The sequence below is a fragment of the Imperialibacter sp. EC-SDR9 genome (genome assembly GCF_902498805.1).
GTDB lineage: Bacteria > Bacteroidota > Bacteroidia > Cytophagales > Cyclobacteriaceae > Imperialibacter.
Window position 1 is genome coordinate 25,586 of the sequence record NZ_LR701584.1, and the last position, 23,645, is coordinate 49,230.

Below are 23,645 nucleotides of genomic sequence, written 5' to 3' on the forward strand. Positions count from 1 at the left end.
TTGTATAAAACCCTTCTCCTCTGGAGAGGGGTTTTTATTTTGACTTACCTAGTCTCGGTGGCAAATCGAATTGTAGGGACAGTTCTTACATTTCTTCAAATCTTCAGTTTGACCGAAAGGTGTGGCCTGATCAAATATTTCTTCAAGCAACGTTTTTAGTCCACTCACAAATTCGGGTATAAAAGGCCTGATGTCCTGCACCAGGGTGCCCTTCCCTCTCGACCCTTCCGACTTAAGCTCAAGCTCTACCTGGAAATTATCGTTGAAAAGCTCCCGGCTATTGTACAGTCCGGCAAGCACTTTGATGTCTTCGGCAACGGCATTTTTGTCGAGATAGAGCATGCCGTAGTAGAAGGTTTGCATGGCAGCCTTGTTTCGTTTAGGGTGCTCCCGATCAAAAAGGGTCTCGATACCATAAAAAACCTTATTGTCTGCACCACTTTTGTAATCCATCACCCGCACCAGGCCTTCTTTACTGTCGACCCTGTCGATGATCCCTTTTAGCTTGACTTTGCGCCCTCCCGTTAGCTGAAAGTCAAGCGGAAGCTCGTCCAGCTCCAGGCCTAGTATTTCGAACGGTGCATAGCTTTCGTCGTTCTTCAATATCTCCAACGTCAGCTTTTTGGCTATGGACTGTGCAATGAGATTTCGCCCCTCAGCTTTGAACTGTTTGCCAGTGCCCAGGCTGTAGTGCATTTCAAAAGCCTTTTGCAATGCTCCCGGAACGCCTTTTCTTATGCTATCAAAATCGGCCTTATCAATTTGCCTGGAGTCTTTCTTTTCTATGAAATCGGCATACAGAAACTCCAGGGCATGGTGAAGGATGTTGCCAAAGACGGCCGGATCAATCTCTGCCTGCACCTCTTCGGGTTCATAGAGCCTGGCCACGTGCCGAAAGTAAAAGCGCAAACGGCAATCGAGATAGGTGTTGAGCGCAGAGGGTGACAGCCGTTGGTGAGCTGAAGATTCGTCGTCGGTCACCAAAAACTCATCGAGCCTTGCCAGCACCTCCTCCGTCTTTTGTATCAGGATCGGTTGTGGCACACTGATGGCCACGTCGCTGCTGAGCGATTTGTATGTGATGTGCTCGCCGTGTACAGTCTCATACTTAAGTTGGTACAGTAAGCGACTCTGCTCTCCTTTCAGGTTAGTTTCATTGCTGGTGTTGTGCAGGAAAGTTACTTTCTCAGCCCTTTGCAGCAGCCGGTAAAACAAGTAACTGTAGAAGGCATCCTGCTGGTCGAAGGTGGGTAGACCAAAGCCTTTCCTGAGGTTGTAGGGCACAAAAGACTGCGTTGCAGCCTCGGCTGGCCAGTAGCCTTCATTCATGCCCAGCACAAACACCTGTTTGAAGTCGAGATTCCTCGTTTCGAGCACGCCCATCACCTGTAGGCCTTTGAGTGGTTCGCCGCTGAAGGGAATACGCACTGACTGCGCCACCTTTCGGAACAGCTTCTGGAAAAGGGTTACCTCGGGTGTGTCGTTGCCCACAAGTAGCGTTTTCAATCGCATTAGCTGTTCATGGAACTTGATGATATACTCTTGTTCCAGATTAGTCTGTTCCAGATTAGTCTGTTCCAGGTTAGCCTGCTCCAGGTTAGCCTGTTCCAGGTCATCGCTTGCTGATTCTTCAGACTGAAGCACCCCATAAAGCAGGTTCAGCAGCTCCAGCAGGTGGTCGAGAGGGCTGGCGGACGAGAGAAACAATGTTGTGATCAAGCTACCACTTTCACCAAAATCAGCCTTATCGAGTGAAATGATATTGTCCTTTTCTATTCGGTAGATGAGATTGCCTGCTTCCCTGGTTGCGGTGGAGAAAACATAAGGATGCCTTAAAATCGCCAGAACATCCCTGTAGGAATACGCTTCGAAGGCTGTGCCTCCGTCCTTCTTTCTCCTTGTGTTCTTTCGCAAGTCGAGCACGGCATCCAGCAAGCCAAAAAGTGGGGTGTCCTTCAGCGGATAGCCCATGGTGATATTCACCTGCTTGACCTCTTCCGGCAATGAGTTGAGCACCGGGAACAGGAAATGCTCCATGGGCATCACCACTACGGTTTCCTCCGGCACCCAGGCGGGGTCGTTTGCCAACTCCTCCAGCCGTTCGCCTACATACTTGGCCTGCCCTATTTCCAGCGACACGCCAATAGTATCGATTTGTTTTGGTTTTTCGAAATTTGCTGGAATCTCCTCCGGGAAGGTTTTGCCCAACAACGTATCCTCTTTGTATTGTCTGAAAAACTGCCCTGACTCTTGCTGCGCTGACCGGACATAGTAGTCGTCCATGTCCCAGAAAATGCGGGCGCTTGTCTCCCGCACAAAATATTTGAGCACCTCCTCCTCAGCCGACGTTAATGCGTTGAACCCGGCGAACCAAAACTGCGAGTCGCCCTGTTTTGGGTCGAAGGTATCTCCCTTGCAGGCTTCAGCAATACTGCGGTATACCATCCCTTTGTAAGCCAGCTTTTTGTCCTGGAGTCGCTTGCGGTAATCTTGATAAATAGGCACCAGCAGCTTCCATGTTTTCAAAAAGTGAAGCTGGTCTCCTTTGGCCTGAGGCATGAAACTTTTCCAGAATGATTGAATCACCAGCCGCTCTTCGTCGCCCAGGTAAGCAAAAGCGTCGTCGAGTTCCTTCTGGGTCTGGATGCTTTGAAAGAGGTGATCTGGCTCAACGAGGTACTGGTCGATGTCTTCAAAATCACCAACCAGCACTTCGCCCCAGAAGAAAAACTTCTCCAGCGATTCAGCTTCAGGGTTGACCTTGCGATAGGCACTGTACATCTCATACACTAGCGTGAGCTTATCGGCGATCTGTAAATCTGTGTACTGAAACAGAAAGTCCTCGAGGCTGTAGATTTCCGGCGCCCACACGGGGTTTTTGATCTTGCGAGCCAGCGCACGACGCAGGAACAAGCCCGCCCGGCGGTTGGGGAAAATAAGTTTTACCTTGCCCAGATCCTCTCCTCCTTCGGCGATGAGCGCATCGGCAATCTCTTCCAGAAATGTTGGCTGCTGGCTCATGCTACCTGATTGATTTTTAGTTCGTCGATATACACCAGGAAGCCAGTTACTTTTGCATAGCCCATGCCAGAGAGCAAACTCACATATTCCGTTGCCTGCCGGATATGGTTGTTGGAAGGCATACCTGTTTTAAATTCTATCAGCACGGCTTCATTGTCTTTCAGTAGTACTCTGTCGAAACGTCGGATGTCTCCACTCATGGGAAGCACAGGGCTTTCAGTTCGCACCTCCCATTCTCCGCCATACCAGCCTTTCATTTCAGGCAGGTCGAACAGCTTTTCAAGCTGTCCCCGAATAGATGCTTGCTCATCCTCGTCCATTGGCTCCAATGGCAAGAAGTCGGTCAATACTTTTTGGAGATCGTCCTGATGGCGGATATGTGAAAGCAGCCGGTGATAGACCGTGCCTCGCTGGGTGGAAACGAGGCTTTTCTCCCTGACACCTTCGTCAAGCGTGCCGCCTTGCAAGCGGATGCTAAGTCGGTTTCGCCAATTGGTAGAAAGGTAGTTTTTTAAGCCAACTGTCGGTTGTCTGTCTCCTATTTGCTCGTCGTCGTACAAAGGTAGTCCGCCTATTTGCACTGAGTAGCTGGCTGCATCTATTTCCGGCGCAGGTGTGATAGCGAAGTCCCCGGTGCTCTCATCAAGAAAGAGCTTATAGAGTAAGTCGGATACTTTATTGATGCTGAAGCCACCCGACTTGTTGAACTTGGGCAAAGGCGCATAAATATAAAGTGCCTCCTCTGGCCGGGTGAGTGCCACGTAGAGGAGGTTGAGGTTGTCGAGATAGATTTGTTTTTTTTCCTCGTAGTAAGCCTCTGCAAAATACGTGGCCGTTAGCTTGCTGGAATAGCGAACCGGATAATAAGGCAGCCTGTCGAAGGGCGGAACGGCCGGGGCCTCACACCAAAGCACCTCCTCCAGCTTATGGTCAAAATCCCAGCTACAGAAGGGCACCAGGACGGCCTTAAACTCCAGGCCCTTGGCTTTGTGGATGGTCATGATGCGGATGGCATCCTGCTCTTCCGGCACCTGCACGCTGCGTCGGGAGCCGGTATCAGTCCACCACTGTAGGAAGGAACCCACATCGCCCCGGTTGTTTTTGCTGTACTCCAGCAGGGCGTCCTGAAAGCCCTGCAGATAAGGAAACTCTCTTGGGTATTCCGTCAGTCCAAACAACCCGATCAAGCGCTCGGTCAGCTCTAGCAACGGCACCTTCAGCAAAGCAGGCAGTTGCTCAATAAAGTCGGCTGGCAGCAACTGCTCAAACTCGGTCTGCTTCTCCTTGTTGCCTGCCCATATGAACAGCTCCGACAGTCCGGGCACTGTTTTTTTGGTAAGGAAATGATGGTATTCGTACACCAGTTGCGCCAGGGCCAGGTTGTTCTTTGGATTGTACAAATGGCTGAAGGCTGACAGCAGCAACCGCACGACCGGTGATGCACCGAGGTAAAGCGACTCAGGTGAAATGACATCGTAACGCTTTTTGCCTGTGGCTGTTTCTTTTTTCTCGAGCAATGCTTTGGCCATTTTCCGGCCTTCCTCTGCCCTTCTTACCAGTATGCAAATGTCCCGCAGTGCGTATTTGGGTTGCAGGTCTTCGATGGTTGTAATCGCCTCCTGAATCGCTTTTTCATCCCAGCTCCCAGCTTCCTCTGACGCCTCCTCGTCATCATCCGAACTGTCGCTTTCAAACCACTGAAGCTTTATCAGGCCGCCTATTTTGTTTTCATTACCCTGGCCCTGGGCGGCTTCGTGGTACGACAGGCGGAACCGTTCCAGTTCCTGCTCTACCCTCGTTTTCATGGCGGCGTCGGGAATGTACGAGGCACCCTCCAACAGCAGATCGGCCAGGAAGTTCGGAGCCAAGTGAAATAGCTGGTTGTTGAAGTTAATGATGTTGGCGTAACTTCGCCAGTTGTTTTGGAGCTGCTCGGCCTGGGTATACACCTCACCAATGTCGTTGGCTACCTGGTCGAGCAGGAGTTGGGAGTCGCCGCCCCGCCAGCGGTAAATGGACTGCTTCACATCGCCTACCACCAGGTTTTTATAGCCTTGCGCCAGGCTGTTTTCTACCAAAGGCCGGAAGTTGCGCCACTGAAAGCCAGAGGTATCCTGGAACTCATCGATCAGATAATGGCGGTAAAAGGTGCCTGCCTTTTCGTAGATAAAGGGCGTTTCGTTGTCGCCAATGATGCGGTTGAGGAAATCGGGGGCATCGGAAATCAGCATCACCTCCTCCTCATCCCGGTAGTCCCCCAGGTTGCGGCTGAGGTCAGAAATGATGCCCAGCGTGTACAGGTAGCGCATGACCTGGGTGGCGCTGTTGTAAGCCAGGATATTACGGTCGTGGTAGTCGATCATGCCATTGTAAGCGGTAAGGATACCACCTTCGAGTGCAGCTTCGAGCTGAGGCCTGATTTTGCTGGTTTTGGTGATCCATGCATCGAGGTTGTCGGTGGCGCCCCGGCGGGTATCGGAGATTTCGTATTCGCTTTTGGCAAACTTGGTAAACAGGCCAGCCGGGCCGCTTCCGCCTCGGCTAAAGTCCGCAACAGTCAGTTGATGTTGCTCCAGCACCTTGTCAAATTTGGCAATAAAGCCCTTCACCGTGTTTTCAAAAACGGCCGTCAGCTCCTGCATGCCTTTCATGAACAGCTGCACCCGGTTGTCGTCTTTGGCAACTTCGGCCAGCATAGGAGCGACTACTTTGAAGCGTTCCTTAAAAAGCTCCCTACCCAGACTGCGGATGTCTTTGCGGATGTCCCACGACTTGCCCTGCTGCAGTTTGTCTTCCGCAAACTGCGTGAGCCAGCGGGTGAGCTGGGGATTGTCGCCTACCTCCAGCAGCATGCGGTCGATGATTTCGTCCAGCACCTTTTCCTGGTCGAGCTCCAACGTAACGCCGCCCTGAATGCCCACTTCCCGGGCAAAGGCTCTCAGCACCCGTTGGAAGAACTTGTCGATGGTGCTGACATTGAAATGGCTATAGTCGTGCAGGATGGCGGTGAGGCTGTCGTCGGCTTTTTTACTCAGCTGCTGATCTGTGATGCCCAGTGCGTCCCTGATCTCTGCCCGCAGTCCCTTGCCCTCTCCTTTGCGCAGCATGTCGAGGTTTTGAATGATGCGGGCCTTCATTTCGGCAGTGGCCTTGTTGGTAAAAGTCACTGCCAGGATGTGGCGGAAGTAACTCGGAAACTGCAGCGCCAGCAGGATGTACTCCCGGGCCAGCGTATACGTTTTGCCCGACCCGGCGGAGGAGCGGTAGATGATGAAGGATTTGGGGGATTCGGGTTGGGGAGTCATTGGGGTAAATATAGGTCGGCGAAGCAGGAATATGAAACCAACAGTGGGCTCTCCCGCAAGTTTAGGAAAGCGTAACTTGTGGATTCCCCAAGTCAAGCTTTCAGCTTGCTTTTCGCTCATTACTATATAAACAAAATCGGCAATAGTCCTTTCCCTCCCGCATAGTCGATAGCACTGCTGTATTTGTATTCCTGTGGTTCCCAGCAAAAACCCTCCTTTACCGGATTTTGATGGATATAGTCTAGCTTTTGATCCATCATGTCATTTGTTGGCAACTCAATTGGATGACTAGCCTGACGGTTCGCCGTTGCGATGCCAGAACTGATAAGTCTCATTATTAGAGTTTTTCTTACCTGCTCTCTCCAGCATCCATAGTATCCATTCATGCCTACTCTCTTGAGGGTTATCTGAAATGGCTTTAGTTATTTCTTTAGAAGTATGTCGCTTGTGATCTCTCAAGATGTATTCAATCTTATCCTGCTTTGTACCAATGATCAAGTGCACATGACTTGTCATAATGCACCAGGCATATATTTCAAGCCCTTTATTCTCTATGCAGTACTTGAGGCTGTCGATAACAATATCTTTGTAAACAGGCCTGATTAACACGTCAATCCAATTGACAGTGGCATAGCTGACAAAATAAAGCTTTGACTGATCCCTGATTTTATAGTTGCGGCTCATACAATTTAAATGTATAGCTAAAATATCGTACCAGTCTCTTGAAATCAAGGAAGAAGTCTTTCAAACAACTATTGTAAAAGAAGCTGAAAGCTTAACAGATAAATGCCACAAGTTACGCTCTCGCAAAACTTGCGGCAGGGAGGGGTAAACATATGCTTAGATAGGGAAAAGGGCTAAAAGCAGTCATATATCACCTTATCTATTTCCACACTTGAAATGAACGCCTTATCAAATATTTTGGTGAGATACCCATTATCATCATACTCTGCACCATATTGTAGTTCACTTGGAGGGCTTGTGTATGTAAAAGGGTCCGTATAGGATCTGGACTGTCTCAGGTAATTGTTAGCGCTTGGGAACCGATCTACCAGGAAGGTGAAATATTGAACCAATTCAGGCGAATCTGCATAGAACTGAGGAGTATCGTCATAATCAAAGAGTTCTCTGGCAAGTACTTCTTTGGATCCACCAAACCCATCTGGCGAAATATAGAATACCCTGTCAATATTATTATCAGAATTATATTCATATCGGTAGCCAATTATATTCCCGCCCCTTCTAACGGCCATTTCCAGCCTTCCTTCGACGTCGTAAGTAAACTCTTTTTCAAATACAGTACCCAATAGGGCTTCCCCCGTTTCTGTAATCTGCTTAAGTCTTCCGTCTGAAGCATAAACATATTCATAGGTTCTTGGGGCACCAGCAACCTTGGTACGCCGTTCTACTTTGGATACTCTGTTTTGAGAGTCGTACTCCAAACTATCCTTCTTCTCTAAGCTTCCATTTGATCGGTAATATGTAACAGATTGCAGCCTATTGTTGTCTGAATATTCGAACGTCAATCCGGACAGAACCAATGTGGCACTTTGCGGAAGGCAGGTTGAGATTTGTTCCTCTGGGATTGCGTCATCAGAATCTGAGGAGCCGCAAAATGTGAATAAGATAAGTAGTGGTAGGTATGTAAACTTTCGACGCATTTAAGGAAATATTTTTAGTGCAATAAAAGAAAATTCAGTTACAAATATGCAATCAGTTATCTCTTTGAAAGACAAATAAAATACTAATCAGTAGCAAAAAGAACAGTATTCGCAACTTCCTTAATAGTATCGCCCAACAGATATGCTCAGGGTGCTGGATTGGTTCACCATTGCTGTAGTTGGTACCGAGACCAAGGTACATACTATCTCACCACCCTTTTCCATCCTGCTTTAGACCTTTTCCAATGCGCCACCCGCCACCGGCAAATACACCCTAAACGTGGTCCCCACCCCCTCCTCGCTTTCCACTTCAATGCGGCCCTTGTTCATGTCTACAAACTCTTTGACAAGGTTGAGGCCAAGGCCCACTCCTTTTTCGCCGCCAGTTCCCCAATGGCTGCGGCCTGCATCAAAACCAAACAGCGTCTCCATTTTCTCAGCCGGGATGCCGATGCCGGAGTCCGAAACAGCAATAACGCTTTCCTTTCCTTCTAAGCCCAGTGATAGTCCCACCGTGCCTCCTTTTTTGGTAAACTTCAGTGCGTTATTGAACAGGTTTCTGATGATGGTGGACACACTGTTTTTGTCGGCAAACACATTGACGGTGCCAGGTAAGTCGCTGGTGAGGGTGATTTGCTTGGAGACAGCCATATTTTCGATCATGCTCAAATTCTCCTGACATAGTCGGGTAAGATCAAGCTCTTCGGGTTTATTGGGAAATTTCCCCTGCTGGCTCATGGCCCAGTGCAGCAGATTATCGAGCAGGGCAGATAACTCGATGGCAGACTTATCAAGCATTTGGCTGATCTCAACAAGGTCGCTGGTGTCGCCACTTTCGAGGCTAAGCTCAATGAGTCGTACAAAGCCATGAAAATTACCAACGGGCCCCCGGATGTCGTGTGAAATAATCGAGAAGAATTTGTCTTTCGTATTATTCAACTCTTCAAGCCGATCCCGCTGAGAGGCAATAATTCTCCTTCTTTCCCTTGATATTTTAATGGCCCGGTTCCGAAGCTTGTACAGTCTGAACAGTACGTACACCAGAATAACAACCAGCACCAGCACAATGGCAATAGCTATGAGAATGATCCGCTGGTTTCGGGCCTGAGCTTGCAATAGGTCCACCTCAATTTGCTTCTGCCCTACCTCGAACTCGGTCCGAAGATCGGCCATTTCCTGAATCACATCTTCGTTTTTTATGCTATCCCGGTAGGTGATGTATTGATGCAAATAAGTATAGGCCTTTTCGTGGTCACTCATCTCACGGTAGAGCTCCGAAAGCCTGAGGCTGGCATCACGAACTCTTTCCTGAAGACCATCCGCTTCAGCGTACCGCAGTGCTTCATGCAACAATTTCTCTGCACTTTTGAAGTCCTTTTTTTGTAGATAAATGTCCGCCATCTCAGTTTGGAACTCCGTAATGGCATATGAATCACTCAGTCCTATGAGTATTTGAATGGCTTCAGCCAGGAACTGTTCAGCCTTTTCAGCAGCGCCTGTCCTGGCATAAACAAGCCCGGAATTTCCCAGATTGTAAGCCTTCCCTACCAGAAAATTCTTTCGTTCATAAATCTGACCAGACTCGTCGAAGAAGAAAAGTGCACTGTCGTAGTTGGCTACCCGGTAGTATTCATAGCCGGTATTGAGCAAGGCAGCTGCCAGGGTAAGCGAGTCGCCGGAATCTCTAAGTATGCCAACAGCTTTCCTTTTGTATTTGATCCCTTTTACATGGTCGCCCATATCACCATAAACACCCGCAATGGACAAAAAAGCCCCACCTACTCCAGTCTGATAATTGCCCTTCTGGGCCATTTCGACACTTTTGAAATACTCAGCAATAGCCAGATCAAAGTCGCCCTGAAACTTCAGCGCATTACCCTTTTGTAAATGCCCTCTATGCAACCAAACGTAGCTGGAATGCTTTGTGGCAAGCTCAATCAGCTGCTCTGCGTACTCAAGCATCTCGCCTGGCCTGGTCGACTGGAAGGCAATGCGTCGCAAAATTTCAAATTTGGCTGAGTCGGGCACATCGGTGGTTTCCAACACCTGAATAAGACTATCGGCTTCGTGTTGATCCTGGGCAGAAGTGTCGGCACAAAAAAAGAGGTGGAGACCCGCAGCACATAAGCAGGCCCTCCAAATCGCAAACTGTTTCCACATTTTTCAGGTATTCACCTTAATATCTGGATCCAGGGTATAGGTATTTCCATTCGCCTTAAAGCCGATAGTGTAACTTTCTGATTTTCCTGGCTTATCTCCAACTGTACCTGCCCAATTTGGACTTGAAGGAAGCGAATTGAATACACCAACAGCGCCCCCCAGATAGGCAAATGAGCTGATCGCTACTGCTGAAGTGTTGTTTTTCGAAGAAATATGAAATATGACGGTGTCGCCTGGATTTGCATGCACGGTAAAATCGGTACTCGACCCGGTGTCGGCATCAAGGCATGAGTCGTAAAGCAAACAGGCGGCGGCAGGTGACTTTGATGGATCTGATGGCAATGCATCTGTATCCACCACCAATGTGACGTGAATAGTTGACATAAGATTAGGCAGTATTGAAATGGTTAGAAATTAATTAATGCTCTTTAAAACACGCTGGTGAAAGAGATTCTTAAATCTCTAAATAAAAAAATAGAAATCAATATTAAATTCCCGGTAATGCCTAACTGACCCGATTTACATTCTGTTTCCAAAAACAAAACCATTGAAGTCCAATTTATTATCTTTCGTTTGTCGTTGACAAAACCGACACCCGATGGCACCACCTAAAGCACAAAACATCGACGAGTACATTTCAAACGCCCCGGAAGCGCTTCGGGAACGACTGTTCCAACTACACGATTGCATAGCTGCCGTAGCTCCTGCGGCCGAGCAAGGCATCAAATGGCGTATGCCAGCCTATACCACCAAGAGGATTCTAGTCACCTGGGCTGCATTCAAAAAACATATTGGGTTCTATCCAACACCCTCCGTGGTCGCCGCTTTCGCCAACGAGCTGAAGCCTTACAAAACTGCTGAAGGCTCCGTGCAATTTCCACACGGTCAGGAGTTGCCTCTTCACCTGATCAGCAAAATGACCAGGCTGAGAGTAAAAGAATGTGAGGAAGAAGATGCTAAATGGAAGGTGTAGTCGTCACGCTGAAAACGTCAGCCCATGGATCAGCATCTTGCTTTTCTGGCTAAAATGAAGTAGCAATGATAGAATGAAGGTTCAAATCAAAGTGGAAAGTCGGGCATCTGCAATTTTTTGATGTACGGATGTTCATACAGACCGATATTTAATATATTAGGGTAAAAAACCTACGTCATATGAAAAGATTTACCCTACTTGCCGGAGTTCTCCTGCTGTTTGCAGCTTCAGGAATGGCTCAGGAAAAAGAACCTACAAAAATCCTGCTGGTGCCCGAGGCTGATGCTGGAAAAACATTGGCCTTCACTCTTGAAGCGATGTCGGTGATTGAAGCAAAATGTTTGGGCTGCCATTCTCCTTCAGGAAAAAGCGATAAGGCCAAAGAGAAGCTACAATGGGAAAAACTACAAACCCTGAGTGGTGCTGATGCCATGGCGATGCTCGATGAAATTTTAGAAGTGCTCGACAAAGGAGAAATGCCTCCTGCCAAAATGGTGGAGAAGTATCCAAATATGAAACTGACTGAAGAAGAGTCAGCCAAGTTGCACAAATGGGCGGAAGCTTCGCTCGCTAAATTGGAATAAACATTGATTAAGAAAATAGTCTTAGGCATTGGAGTCCTCTTTGTAGGACTCCAGTTTTTCAGAGGTACGCCACCTGAGGTGACTGCCGAAAATCCAGATGACCTGCTTGCTACTTCGCAAATTTCGTCGGAAGTGAGTTCACTTTTCAGGACTGCGTGTTACGACTGCCATTCTAACGAGACCCGGTACCCGTGGTATTCTTATATCACGCCAGTTTCCTGGTTCGTTTTCGACCATATTAATCATGGTAGAGAAGAAGTTAATTTTTCGGAATGGGCGAGTCTTAGAAAGAGTAAAAAAGTGAGAATACTCAAAGACCTTACTGAAGAGGTGGGCGAGGGAAAAATGCCACTGGAATCGTACACGATCATGCATGGCGATGCACAATTGTCCAAAGAGCAAAGGGACTTGCTCGTTAACTGGGCGGAGGGCTTTTCGGCAGAAGTGATGAAGGAATAAATGGTGTCTACCACCTTACCTTCTTAAATTCCCAGTCAGGAATCACCTTTCTCATCTCCACCAGATCGTCACGCCTAGTTAAGCCGCATTTCAAATAGTTTTGGTGAAGCTTTTTCAGCGCCTCCTGGTCTATTTCTACACCTAGTCCAGGGCCGGTGGGCACCTGCACAGCACCCCCTTCGAACTGCATTCGCCCACCTGCGATTACCTCCTCCGACTGCCACGGATAGTGGGTGTCCAATGCGTAAGGAACCTCCGGCAGGGCAGCGCCCAGATGTACCATGGCCGCCAGGGAAATACCCAAATGGCTATTGGAATGCATGGACAACTTGCGTCCGAATGTCTGGCAAAGTTTAGCCAGTTCCATCGAGCTGCGCAGCCCTCCCCAAAAATGGTGGTCGCTAAGGATGATGTCTTCAGACCCCATAGCAATGCTGCCAGGAATGTCCTCAAAGCTGGTCGTGCACATATTGGTGGCCAGCGGCATTTTCAACGCCTTTCGGGCTTTGGCCATATCTTCCTGTCCACGAACTGGGTCTTCAAAATACTCAAGGATACCCTCCATCATTTTACCATATTCGATGGCCGTCTCGAGTTTCCAAATGGCGTTGGGATCAAGACGCAGGGGCACATCCGGGCCGAAATATTCATAAAGCGCTTGCATAGCAGCCACCTCTTCCATAGGCGGAAAGGCACCTCCCTTAAGTTTGATTGACTTAAACCCAAATTCTTTTACCATGGCAATTGCCTGAGCAACGATACCGTCCGGCGTGGTAGCTTCTACTTGCCTGGCAGCATCCCAACCTGTAGCTTTGGGGTCAGTACCAAACGCTAGTTCACCGCCAGCTCCCTCATATTTATAAAAAAGGTAGGCCGCAAATGGCACCCGATCTCTTCTTTTCCCTCCCAAAAGATCAACAACTGACCTACCAAGCACCTTGCCTTGAATATCAAGGCAGGCCACCTCAATGGCACTGAATACATGCACAATCTTGCGCTGATCCCACGGAGCGTCGCCACGCTCTGAGGTGGTTTCCTCATCAAAATGGCTTTCTATGGCGTCTCTTATCTGGTTGAGTTGAAAGGCGTCCTTCCCAACGATAAGCTCTCTTGCTTTCTCAAGCGCCTCGTTAGTATCGGTGGTACCGGGAATCTCGCTGATGCCAATAATGTTGTCGTCGGTAACAATCTCCACTATCGTTCTGAGCGCATAGGGAGCATGCAACCCAGCGGCGTTAAGTAGCGGCGGGTCGACTGTGGCAATGGGGGTGATTATAATGTCTTTGATGATGGGGCCTTTCATGGGAGTAATCAGAGAATAGTTATTGGTAATATGTTTTGAGTCAGATAGCTGTTATTGACCATCCCCAAATACGGTTGACCAATTTGTCTAACTTATCTCTATCGGACAAGCCGGTTTAGTTGATATTCGGACAATCAGATCGTGACACGCTCAGATGGTCAAACAGCACACCGGAGATAACGCAGGTACGACAGTGCCGACATGAGCGTCGGGATGTATCACAATAGGCAAGTTAAGTTAGCCGTTGCTCGTTTGCTTCAACACGCCATGGATCGCACCTATCACTTTTTGTTTTTGCTGTAGGCTAAGATTGGAGCCAGAAGGAAGACAAAGTCCTTCTTTGAATATCCGCTCCGAAACCCCATTCAGGTATTTCGGCGCCTCGTTATACACCGGCTGCATGTGCATGGGCTTCCAGGTCGGGCGGCATTCTATATTCTGTTTTTCAAGCGCCAATCTAATGTCTTCCCTGGTGACTTTACCTGCTTTTTCAGGATTAACCAATATCGTTGTCAACCACCTGTTTGAAAAATGCCCCGGGAGCTCAGAAAGAAATGAAACACCCCCATACCCTGACAGTTCTTCCTTGTAAAAGTCGTAGTTGGCCCTTCGTTGCTGCACCCTTTCCTCTAACACCTCTAACTGGCCTCGGCCAATGCTAGCGCAGATATTGCTCATGCGATAATTGTACCCCACCTCGGTGTGCTCATAATGGGCGGCTGGCTGACGTGCCTGAGTGGCCAGGTAGGTGGCTTTCTCCACCCACTTCTTTTGAGGGGACAGCAATGCTCCACCGCCAGATGTGGTGATGATTTTGTTGCCATTGAAGGACAAAACGCTGACGTCGCCCAGGCTGCCGGCAGGGCGGCCTTTGTAGGTAGCACCAAGTGCTTCGGCAGCATCTTCTATAAGGAAAATATTGTATTTGTCTGCCACTTGTCTGATCTCATCCCCTTTGGCCGGCATGCCATACAGGTGCACATAAATGATGGCTTTGGGTTTCTTTCCTTTCTTAAGCCTGTCTACTATTGCTTCCTCCAATAATACAGGATTCATGTTCCAGGTGTCCGGCTCACTATCCACAAATACGGGCATGGCACCCTGATAGAGAATAGGGTTTGACGTGCCGCAAAATGTAAAAGACTGGCAAATCACTTCGTCACCACGTTCCACGCCAGCGATAATCAATGCCAGATGGACACCAGCCGTACCGGAGCTAATAGCCGCCGCCGGCACACCCACCAGCCTTTGCAGTGCTCCCTCAAAGGCATTCACGTGAGGGCCTACGGGGGCAATCCAGTTAGAATCAAAAGCTTCCTTGATATAGTCCAATTCGTTGGCTCCCATATGAGGAGAGGATAACCAGATTTTTTCAGAGGGATTCGACATGCGGGTTGGAAAACGGATTATTTCAAAAAATAAATCAAAGTTAGTAATTGTTTTGAAAGGAGGAAGAAAGAAAACAGGATACATCAGCCAAAAAGTAGAAGAAAAAGCATGAAGTGACCTTTTGGGCGGCATCCTTGAGAATTTAATTATTTCAACTCCTTACAACCAACATCGGCCTACCGCCTCTCCTCCAACATGTTATTCCCATGGGAGTCAACGGAATGCCCCGGCATGATGTATCAGTATTTCTTGCTATGTTCAAAGGGAGTTATAAGAATAGCATTACCTACGAACCACACCCCTAAGCCGGGCATCTGTGTCAAGTTAACGATCTCATCATCTTACTCCATTTTGGCCTCTCACCTCCTATGCCATGAAGTTGTGGCTCGGCCGCAGTTGGACTTAAGAAAGGAGTGCAGTAGGGCGTGGTGCACACAGCGGTAGCTGGTGGCGACACATGCGGGGTGGTCGAAAGTAAGTTGACCGCAGAGGGAGCAAAGGGATTAACGGCCTCCGGGGAAGAATGCTTCGGGGGACTAGGAATTGAGAAGGTTGGAGACCGGCGTAGGAAGACGGGAGTCGGGAGTCGGGAGACGGGAGTAGGACGACCGGAGGCTGGAGATCGAAGACCGAAGGAAGGCGTCGGTACGGCGAGGGGCATTTGTGTTGGGGCCTTCAGAAGCCGCAAGGGCTAGTTTTTTGCTAAAGATCCGGAGAGAGTGACCCGCCTTCGCCGGAGGTTTCGGCGTGGAAACCCTGCTAAGCCAATGGTTATGGCGGGTAACCCGCCTTCGCTAAAGTTTCGGCGGGTAAAAAAAAATCCCGCTGACGTCAGCGGGATTCAGGTAACCATGGTTAGACACTTTAAGTACTTCATGCAGCTTGACCTGGTTCAACATCGGTGGGCAAAACGAGCTTGTCGTTTTCCACCTTTACAAACTTCACTAAAGAAATTTGGTCTTTCAGCTCATTGCCAGGGGTAAACAGAATCCTGGTATTTCGGATGCTGTATACATTCACCTCCTCAGGCAACAAATGCCCGGTACTGCTGATACCGATACTGAACTTACCCAGCGGTCCCAGTTCGATAGGTCTGCCATCGAGCAGGTATTCCGGGATGAGCTGAAGGAAGGTTTCGATCACCGCATATACATCGGCCATGTTCACAGTGCTTCGTGCCCATATCGCTTTGATGAACTGACGCATCTGAACCTGACGGTCTCTCTCGATGGCAGCATAGTACTTGAATTGTCCACCTCCGACCACTCCAGGCTCGGCACGGCGAACTGTTTTAAATTGAATTGACATAATTGAAAATTATTTAAAATGTGAAAAGAAAATTTAAGTTTGAACCGGCACCGGGCGCCCTGTAACCAGCTCGGTGAGGAGTGCATTGCTCTTCAAATGAGGCCTCAAAAAGAAGGAGAATTTACTCTTCGTGTACAGTAAAAAACATTTCAATATTGATGCCAAAAAATTCATTTAGTGATAAAATCGGATAAAAAATTTAATTTATTTTCATGTCATCTATTCTGCACATGTAGATTGCTATACTTTTTGTTGAAAACAGGCTAATAAAGGCATTAAATTCATATCAATCGATTGAAGTGAGCCAGAAAATTCAAAAGAATAGTTTATCAAAACCGGATACATAGACAAAATAAGATGTCTACTCCTTCAATAATTGAATTAATTAATTTTGTAAAGATTGAGTGGGTGACTACAGTAGTATCGTGGGGATTGGGAGGGCAGTGGTGCCCACAGCGATAGCTGGTGGCAACACATACAGGGTGACGGGAAGGTTAACACCCCACCCCTAAGCCGGGCACCCCTAAGCCACCCCCCAACCCTCTCCTAAGAAGAGAGGGGGTTGCATCCGTGTCAAGTTAGTGACTCATTCTCTTACGACTATTCTGGCTTCGCACTAATCTCTTCATGAAGCTTACAACACTACAGAGGAGCACAGAGAACACAGGAGCGCAACGGGGGCAAACTAAGCTCTTTGCCGGCCGAACTTTCGAGCTTGCTGCATTGCGTGAAGTGATTAAAAAAAACCTCAAAATGAGGCCGAAAATGAGCGGATTGAAAAAGATAGCTATAATTGATGTCAAACATAGCTATAATTGACCTGAAACATAGCTATAAATGGAGGCAAACATAGCTATGTTTGGGATGAAACATAGCTACAATTGAAGTGGATTATAGCTATGATTTCAGAAGTTGGTAAAAATGACAGAAAATAACGCTGAGATAGACAACCCTCCTACGCTAAAGCATCGATGGATAGGTGGTTCGGACTTTCGGATGGTTCAGATGGCAGGACGGTTCGGACTTTCGGATGGTTCCGACTGTCCGACTGTCCGAAAGTCTGATTGTCTGATTGTCTGATTGTCTGAATATCCGAACCGTCCGAATATCTACAGCAGTACCCACTTCGCCCATAATATGCCGAGGTACTCGTGCATCACAAGTTCGGTTTTTCTGAGGCTGGCGGTGGAGGGTAAAAAATCAAATAGTCTTAATCGGATTTCTGTTTTGATGTGGTGATTGGTGGGGGCGGCAATGGGTTGCAGGCCTCTGCCCTCGAAAAGTATCATGGCACGGGGCATGTGAATGGCGTCGGTGGCTATGACTACCCTACAGCTTTTGCCAAAGCGAGCTACACATTTTCCAGCTTCTTCCCAGGTATTGAGGGCTCCTCTGATTTGCAACGTATCCGATGGTGAAACACCCAGGGCAAGAGCTCCTTCGGCAATGGCTTGGGCCTGGCTGATTGGTTGTGTGACCTGACCTGCTGAGCCAGCTACTTTGGCATTAGGCAATGCTTGATAAATGCGAACAGCCTCAACAAGTCTGCCCAAAGTGGTTGTGCTCAACCGGTTCAACGGAGGTAGCTTTTCGGCGTAGTCGTATCCAGCTCCCAGCACAATAATAGGTATTGGTTGATCCGATAGGGGCAGCTGACCTGGATCACATACCGGGTAGCGGCTTTCAAGCTTACCTATCAGGTAGTTGGGAACGAGACATGTAGAAGCCCCAAAAAAAAGACTCGCTGACAGAAAAAAGCTTACCCTGGCACTCTTCTTCTTACCATTAGAACGAAAAAAAACTCCGAGAAGCAGGAGTAGAATAGAGATAAAGACGGGGTGGATGAAATAGGTAAGAAGGGACGTCATTTCTCAGAAGAATTTTTTGGTATCGCAATCACACGCTCCTTCTGACGGAAAAATACCACTGTATCGTCGTCTACGTCTTTATCAACAACCATCCCGGCAGCGATCTTGTTTCTGTCTCCTATTGTTATGCCTGGAATGGTTGCGCTATTGATACCGAAAAGGTTTTCATTGCCTACTTTGGTGAAGCCAGACAATGAGACATTAGGGCAAATAAAATTATAACGCCCCAGCTCAGAATCGTGGCCAATGCTGCAACGTGCATTGAGCAGGGTAAAGTCTCCGATCTTTACATTAGGCCCAATGTTGACATTTGGTGCAACCACAACTCCCTGCCCGATTAAAGCACTTTTTGAGACATAAGTACCGGGGTGAATCACCGTAGCAAACCTAGCGCCAACAGCAACAAATTTCTCGATTATAGGGCGCCGGTAGGTCAGGTTGGCGATTCCCATTATGTACGACGCTTCATCTAGTGTCTTGTGGTTGCTAATGGCACCCAAGAACGGAGCTGAAAAGGAATACCTGGCGTAACTATCCGGGTTGTCATCCAGAAAACCAACAATCTCCCATTCAGTGGATGTTAGGGCCTGATTAGCATACTGAATATACTCATCTATCTCGGCCGCATGACCACCTGCTCCGATCACGATTATTCTAGTTTGTTTGTGTGACATAAACTTTGCATTTCAGCAAACCATTCAAACACAAGGGATTTATGACAGCCTGCACTTTTTTTACTTGCCTGATAATAGCAGTTGAATTGATATTCGTCGGGCATTGGTTACTTTGCGGTATACCCCCCATCGACCACGAGGTTTGTCCCTGTTATCCATCTGGCACTGTCCGACAAAAGGAAAACGCACGAATAAGCCACATCTTCGGGTTTTCCCAGCCCAAGCGGAAAGTTCTGCTTTCGCTTTTCCTGTTCTTCAGGGCCTAAACTTTGAAGGTACTTCAAGATCATTGGCGTCAACACCGTACCAGGAGAAATACAGTTAACATTGATATTTTTATTGGCTAGTTCGATCGCCATTGATTTTACAGCAGAAATAAGAGCTCCTTTTGATGCGGAGTATCCTACAAGACCTGCTCTTCCAATCATAGATGTAATGGAAGAAATGAAAACAAAGCTTGCATGATTTGAAACATACTTCTTTTTCGAGAATATTCCTGCGAGCTCCAATCCACCAACCACGTTCAACTTATATAATTCAATGAAGTCAGCAGATTTCATTGAGACAAGAGGAATTGTTTTTTCGATGCCAGCTGCGTGGACAAAACCATCAATACGAGTTTTGTTCCCAATGTATCGGTCGATGACTCCTCTGAATTCTTTCAAATCGCCCGACAGGTCAAGGATGCAATAACTATGTAGATTATCTGGATTTTGCTTGCTAATTTCTTTCAATTCTTCCATTAGCAATTCTAATTTTTGCTTATTTCTTCCTAAAGCAATAATCTGCGCCCCTTGTTTTGCACATTCAAAAGCACAAGCTCGCCCAATGCCCGATGAGGCGCCCGTTACGACAATGGTCTTATTTGTTAGCAGAAATGGATGCATTGCCATCAAACTGCAGAATATCCTCCATCAATTATCAAATTAGAGCCAGTTATCCATCGACTTGCATCAGACAGGAGGAAGGCACAAGAATTAGCAACATCTTCAGGAGCCCCTAAGCCGAGTGGATGAGCATTCTTTATTTTTTCAAATGCCATTTGATCCTTGCTATAAGATGCATTACTTAACATTGGCGTTACGACGACCCCTGGCGAAACAGCATTGACTCTAATATTTCGAGCCGCCAATTCAATAGAAAGTGACCTCACCCCCGATATCAGGGCACCTTTTGTCATTCCGTACAACGACTTTCCGGAGTCACCCACCACACCAATGATGGAAGCTATAAAAATGATACTGCCCTTGTTTGGTGACATGAAATATCTCTTCGTAACAATTCTGGTTAGATTTATGGCCCCAAAGACATTAACCGAAAAAAAATCTTCCATTTTAGCATTCGTGACTGATCTTAGCGGTATAGTAGTCGCAATGCCGGCCGAATTAACAAGGCCATGCACTTTACCTAGTTTCTTAACTGATAATTCGACTACTGTTTCCATTTCTTCACTCTTTAGCAAGTCCAAACAAAAAAATTGATGCTCCTTTTTTCGTTCCAATTGCGAAAGCGTGTCATTCAAGCGCTCCTCACTTTTGCCTAGTAACGTGAGATTCGCACCGAGCCTGCTGAATGCAATCGCACATTGACGCCCGATACCTGACGAAGCGCCTGTTACAATTATATGTTCGTTTGTTAAAAGAAACGGAGAATCCATGGTAGACTGGGTTCAAATATATTTTGGCATTGAAGAATAAGCGAGCAGTCCTTGAAGTTCCCTATTGACAAACAGCCCTCTTATCAAGATTGCGGACTGAATCTAGGTGTGAACACAAGATTACTTTAATATATGATGTTAAATGTCTATAGTTCTACCATGTCACTTATTTGACAATCCCTCATTTCGAGAATAGCAGAGGCCCATGACATACCGACACCGAATCCACATAAAAGCACATTATTCGACTCTCTTAGTTGCAATTTCAGTTTATCAACTATAGTCAATGGAATAGACACAGATGAAGTATTCCCGAACCGCTCCAAAGAGGTAGGAACTTTGTGCACAGGAATTTTTAGTTTTTTTACCAGATAGTTGTTCATATAACTATTAGCCTGGTGAAAAATATAATAATCCAGCGAATGTAAATCTGTTTCAGCATATTCCGACAATCTCCGAAGATCCTTCGGGATTTCATCAATTACAAAATTGAATACATCCGCACCATTCATGTAACCATGCTCCTCGCTTCTTACGTTTCCGAAATCATCCACCATGCGGCTAGCCACTGTGTCTACCGAGCTTGGTTTGCGATAGCCTCCGGCGTCTATTTTTATCAAATTCTCTCGACTTCCATCTGAATTTAGAGAAAAATAACTGTCTCCAAATTTTTTATTTCGTTCAAGAACAGCCGCAACACCGCCGTCTCCAAATAAATACGCAACTTTTCTGTCGTTTTCAGAATACACCCTTGACCGGGTTTCACCATCCAACAGCAACACCTTGCGAAAACCACCTTGCTGAAGAAAAGAAAAAGCTATTGACAGACCATATACAAATGCTGAACATCCTAAGTTGACGTCAAATGCAGCAGTTTGCTTTGAAAGCCCTAACCTGTTTTGCAAAAGAACTGACGTTGCGGGCATTCTATAGTCGGGGGTCTGAGAAATAAATAAGACAAGATCTATTTCAGACCGGTCAATAGATAAATCTGCCAGTAGTTTTTCTGCTGCTGCGAAGCAAAGGTCAGAGGCACACATTCCCGGGGGTGCAAAACGCCTCTCAAATATCCCTGTTTTGCTGACAATATCATGTGCCGCCTCCTTCCCAAAGAGGCCATTTTGGTAGCCCAGGTTATCAATTGTATTTGCTGGTACTGCTGCAGACAACCCTGAAATACCTATCCCATTAAAACTTAGTAGTGACATAGTAAAAGCATCTTTTAAATTTTCAACGGCGCATAATTGTCAGACTATTACAATAATTAACTTGTCACAATTCAATACTTGGGAGGTTAAACCATTCTCTTTTTAACTTCAACCATTAGTTCTCCAACTGTGCTTAGTTTGTTAAACTCGGCCTGTTCAATGACGACACCAAATTCCTCATCAAGAATTGCTATTAGAGATAGATGACCTAACGAATCCCATTCTTCATAGTCTCGAAAGGTATCTGTGAGGTCGATTGTCCTATCTTCCAATTCTAACGCCTCTTTGAAAGCTTTGATAAATTTTTCTTCCATTTTTCTTCTTTTAAATGTGTTTTAATTCATATTTCAATAACCGGCGGACACACAATTTTATTTGTTTCCAAAATCACAGAAGCCCATGACAATCCTACCCCAAATCCGCATGCAACAATGACGTTGTGTCGGAGTCTGAGTGGATCGCACAGTTGCGAAACCATCGTTAAAGGAATAGATGACGATGAAGTATTTCCATACTCTGGAAGTGAATACGGCACCTTTTCCGGTTCAATTTTAAGCTTCTTTCTAATTTTTTCGTTCATCATTTTATTAGCCTGATGCAAAACGAGATAGTCGACGGCGTCAATCTTGATGTCAAAATACTCTAATACGCTGGAAATACTTTTTGGCGCTTTAGTTATTCCAAACGTAAAAACGCCGGGCCCATCCAGAATGCTTTGAAGGCTATTTCTGACAATACCAGGCTCAATCTCGTGTTCAACCAAAGAATCCCTGGAGAAAAAATTCCTGAAGCCACCATCAGGAATCATTATAGCTTTGTGACTACTTCCATCGGTGGCAGCATGAATCTTCAACCCGATGCTCCCCTCTTCATACTGAACGGCAGTTGCAGTGCCGGCATCGCCGAAAAGTGGGTATGTACTTTTGTCCTTTGGAGATTTGGTTATGGTTGTGGTATCGCCAACTAACAGTAGACCCTTTTTCATGTTGACACTGGAAGAAAGCAGTGATGCAATCGTAGATAATCCATATACCCAGCCAGAGCAGCCAAGGGATATATCCATTGCGTAACACTCTTGGCTAAGTCCCAGCCTGTTTTGAAGAATACAGGCAGTGGCTGGAAAAATGTAGTCCGGAGTTTGTGATACAAATATCAGAAAACCTATCTCACTTCTTTCCCACCCGATTTCGGCCAAGAGAGTCTCTGCCGCTTGAAAACAAAGGTCTGAAGCGCATAAATCGCTTCCTTTAACTGTGTGCCGTTTCAATATGCCTGTCGCCTGAATAAACTTGTTCCTATCATCCTCTGTCTCAAACAAAGTGAGCTCTCGGTTATCTTCGACTTTTTTTGGAACGCAAGCAGCCATACCTTTGACGGCAATGTTAGGGATATATTGAAAAGCCATATTCGATACTTAATGTTATTTACTAAAATACAATCCGTTTCGCCGGGTTCCCTAAATACAATGCATCATTCTTTGTGTTCCGCATGATAACGCTCCCGGCACCTACTCTAGTTCTGTTTCCTATTTTCAATCCCTGAAGAACGGTAGATTGAACGCCGAAAAAGTTAGCATTGCCAATGGTAGTTTCGCCTGAAATGCGGGAAGAAGGGCCAATTACGTTGTAGTCTCCCGTCACGACGTCGTGACCCAGCGAAACCATGCTGTTCAGCAAATTAAAGTTGCCAATTGCAACATCGCAGCTTATGCGGCAACTGAAGAAGATAACATTGCCCTTCCCAATCTTCATCGACGCTTTGTCAAGAAATAGAACATTAGGTGCAATTAGGTTTGGAAAATACACAAGCTGATTATCAATTTTCCCAGACAAATCTTCTATTACCGTAGGGCTGGCCACTGAAATGACAATTGCCAGTTCTTCTGAATAACTATTTAAGTCTTGAATTCCTCCCAGTACTGCCCCAAATTTGTTCTTGTAACCCTTCGGAAGTCCATCATCAAAAAATCCGATGAAATCCCACGTTAGAAACTCACTGTTGATATGATTGATCAAACAAGCAATTTCTTTTCCGAACCCGCCTGCACCGTAGATTGCTATCTTCCTCAATTTGTT

Annotated in this window: 21 protein-coding genes; 3 read left to right on the top strand and 18 right to left on the bottom strand. The window is 46.7% G+C overall.

Annotated elements, in window-relative coordinates; all coding sequences use genetic code 11:
• Positions 1-48 precede the first annotated feature (48 nt).
• The 7 genes from GC130_RS12885 to GC130_RS12910 form a co-directional block, all read right to left on the bottom strand.
• Positions 49-3,021, bottom strand: coding sequence for a PD-(D/E)XK nuclease family protein (locus tag GC130_RS12885; protein WP_151998733.1), 2,973 nt, complete (start codon positions 3,019-3,021; stop codon positions 49-51).
• The gene (locus GC130_RS12890) at positions 3,018-6,326 is read right to left on the bottom strand and encodes an exodeoxyribonuclease V subunit beta (protein ID WP_193217849.1); all 3,309 of its coding nucleotides are present in this window, start codon (positions 6,324-6,326) and stop codon (positions 3,018-3,020) included. The genes GC130_RS12885 and GC130_RS12890 overlap by 4 nt, the downstream gene beginning before the upstream one ends.
• Positions 6,327-6,448: 122 nt before the next feature.
• Positions 6,449-6,583: a hypothetical protein gene (locus GC130_RS29250; RefSeq protein ID WP_370455778.1), complete on the bottom strand. Its 135-nt coding sequence runs from the start codon at positions 6,581-6,583 to the stop codon at positions 6,449-6,451.
• A 31-nt stretch (positions 6,584-6,614) separates the two neighbouring features.
• Entirely contained in the window at positions 6,615-7,010 is a 396-nt protein-coding gene (locus GC130_RS12895) for a transposase (protein WP_370455779.1), read from the bottom strand.
• Positions 7,011-7,183: 173 nt separating this feature from the next.
• Positions 7,184-7,987 (bottom strand): hypothetical protein, encoded by an 804-nt coding sequence (locus tag GC130_RS12900; protein ID WP_151998735.1) that lies wholly within the window; start codon positions 7,985-7,987, stop codon positions 7,184-7,186.
• Between the two features lie 231 nt (positions 7,988-8,218).
• Positions 8,219-10,147, bottom strand: a complete 1,929-nt coding sequence (locus GC130_RS12905) for an ATP-binding protein (protein WP_151998736.1) — start codon at positions 10,145-10,147, stop codon at positions 8,219-8,221.
• A gap of 3 nt (positions 10,148-10,150) precedes the next feature.
• Positions 10,151-10,531, bottom strand: a complete 381-nt coding sequence (locus GC130_RS12910; protein WP_151998737.1) for a hypothetical protein — start codon at positions 10,529-10,531, stop codon at positions 10,151-10,153.
• Between the two features lie 214 nt (positions 10,532-10,745).
• On the opposite strand from GC130_RS12910, the gene GC130_RS12915 reads away from it, so the two are divergent.
• The 3 genes from GC130_RS12915 to GC130_RS12925 all read left to right on the top strand — a co-directional run bounded on the left by GC130_RS12915 (position 10,746) and on the right by GC130_RS12925 (position 12,163).
• A complete protein-coding gene (locus GC130_RS12915; RefSeq protein ID WP_151998738.1) occupies positions 10,746-11,120 on the top strand; it encodes an iron chaperone in 375 nt (124 codons plus the stop codon).
• A gap of 179 nt (positions 11,121-11,299) precedes the next feature.
• A complete protein-coding gene (locus tag GC130_RS12920; protein ID WP_151998739.1) occupies positions 11,300-11,704 on the top strand; it encodes a heme-binding domain-containing protein in 405 nt (134 codons plus the stop codon).
• A gap of 3 nt (positions 11,705-11,707) precedes the next feature.
• The gene (locus GC130_RS12925) at positions 11,708-12,163 is read left to right on the top strand and encodes a heme-binding domain-containing protein (protein WP_151998740.1); all 456 of its coding nucleotides are present in this window, start codon (positions 11,708-11,710) and stop codon (positions 12,161-12,163) included.
• A gap of 7 nt (positions 12,164-12,170) precedes the next feature.
• Here the strand turns inward: GC130_RS12925 and GC130_RS12930 are convergent, their stop codons facing one another.
• The 11 genes from GC130_RS12930 to GC130_RS12980 all read right to left on the bottom strand — a co-directional run bounded on the left by GC130_RS12930 (position 12,171) and on the right by GC130_RS12980 (position 23,639).
• Positions 12,171-13,466 carry an enolase C-terminal domain-like protein gene (locus tag GC130_RS12930; protein ID WP_151998741.1) on the bottom strand — a complete coding sequence of 432 codons (1,296 nt, stop codon included), beginning with the start codon at positions 13,464-13,466 and terminating at the stop codon, positions 12,171-12,173.
• 237 nt (positions 13,467-13,703) lie between these two features.
• Positions 13,704-14,855, bottom strand: coding sequence for a DegT/DnrJ/EryC1/StrS aminotransferase family protein (locus GC130_RS12935; protein ID WP_151998742.1), 1,152 nt, complete (start codon positions 14,853-14,855; stop codon positions 13,704-13,706).
• 873 nt (positions 14,856-15,728) lie between these two features.
• Positions 15,729-16,163 carry an HU family DNA-binding protein gene (locus GC130_RS12940; protein ID WP_151998743.1) on the bottom strand — a complete coding sequence of 145 codons (435 nt, stop codon included), beginning with the start codon at positions 16,161-16,163 and terminating at the stop codon, positions 15,729-15,731.
• Positions 16,164-17,272: 1,109 nt separating this feature from the next.
• On the bottom strand, positions 17,273-18,031 hold the full coding sequence (locus tag GC130_RS12945) for a YdcF family protein (protein ID WP_151998744.1): 759 nt from the start codon (positions 18,029-18,031) through the stop codon (positions 17,273-17,275).
• Positions 18,028-18,705, bottom strand: a complete 678-nt coding sequence (locus tag GC130_RS12950; protein ID WP_151998745.1) for an acetyltransferase — start codon at positions 18,703-18,705, stop codon at positions 18,028-18,030. Before GC130_RS12950 ends, GC130_RS12945 begins: the two co-directional genes overlap by 4 nt.
• Positions 18,706-18,812: 107 nt before the next feature.
• Complete coding sequence (locus tag GC130_RS12955) at positions 18,813-19,592, bottom strand: SDR family NAD(P)-dependent oxidoreductase (protein ID WP_151998746.1); 780 nt, start codon at positions 19,590-19,592, stop codon at positions 18,813-18,815.
• Between the two features lie 5 nt (positions 19,593-19,597).
• Positions 19,598-20,362 carry an SDR family NAD(P)-dependent oxidoreductase gene (locus GC130_RS12960; protein WP_151998747.1) on the bottom strand — a complete coding sequence of 255 codons (765 nt, stop codon included), beginning with the start codon at positions 20,360-20,362 and terminating at the stop codon, positions 19,598-19,600.
• Positions 20,363-20,508: 146 nt separating this feature from the next.
• On the bottom strand, positions 20,509-21,570 hold the full coding sequence (locus tag GC130_RS12965; RefSeq protein ID WP_151998748.1) for a 3-oxoacyl-ACP synthase III family protein: 1,062 nt from the start codon (positions 21,568-21,570) through the stop codon (positions 20,509-20,511).
• 86 nt (positions 21,571-21,656) lie between these two features.
• On the bottom strand, positions 21,657-21,884 hold the full coding sequence (locus tag GC130_RS12970) for an acyl carrier protein (protein WP_151998749.1): 228 nt from the start codon (positions 21,882-21,884) through the stop codon (positions 21,657-21,659).
• 26 nt (positions 21,885-21,910) lie between these two features.
• Positions 21,911-22,633 (bottom strand): 3-oxoacyl-[acyl-carrier-protein] synthase III C-terminal domain-containing protein, encoded by a 723-nt coding sequence (locus GC130_RS12975; RefSeq protein WP_370455781.1) that lies wholly within the window; start codon positions 22,631-22,633, stop codon positions 21,911-21,913.
• Positions 22,634-22,997: 364 nt separating this feature from the next.
• A complete protein-coding gene (locus tag GC130_RS12980; protein WP_151998751.1) occupies positions 22,998-23,639 on the bottom strand; it encodes an acetyltransferase in 642 nt (213 codons plus the stop codon).
• Positions 23,640-23,645: the final 6 nt, after the last annotated feature.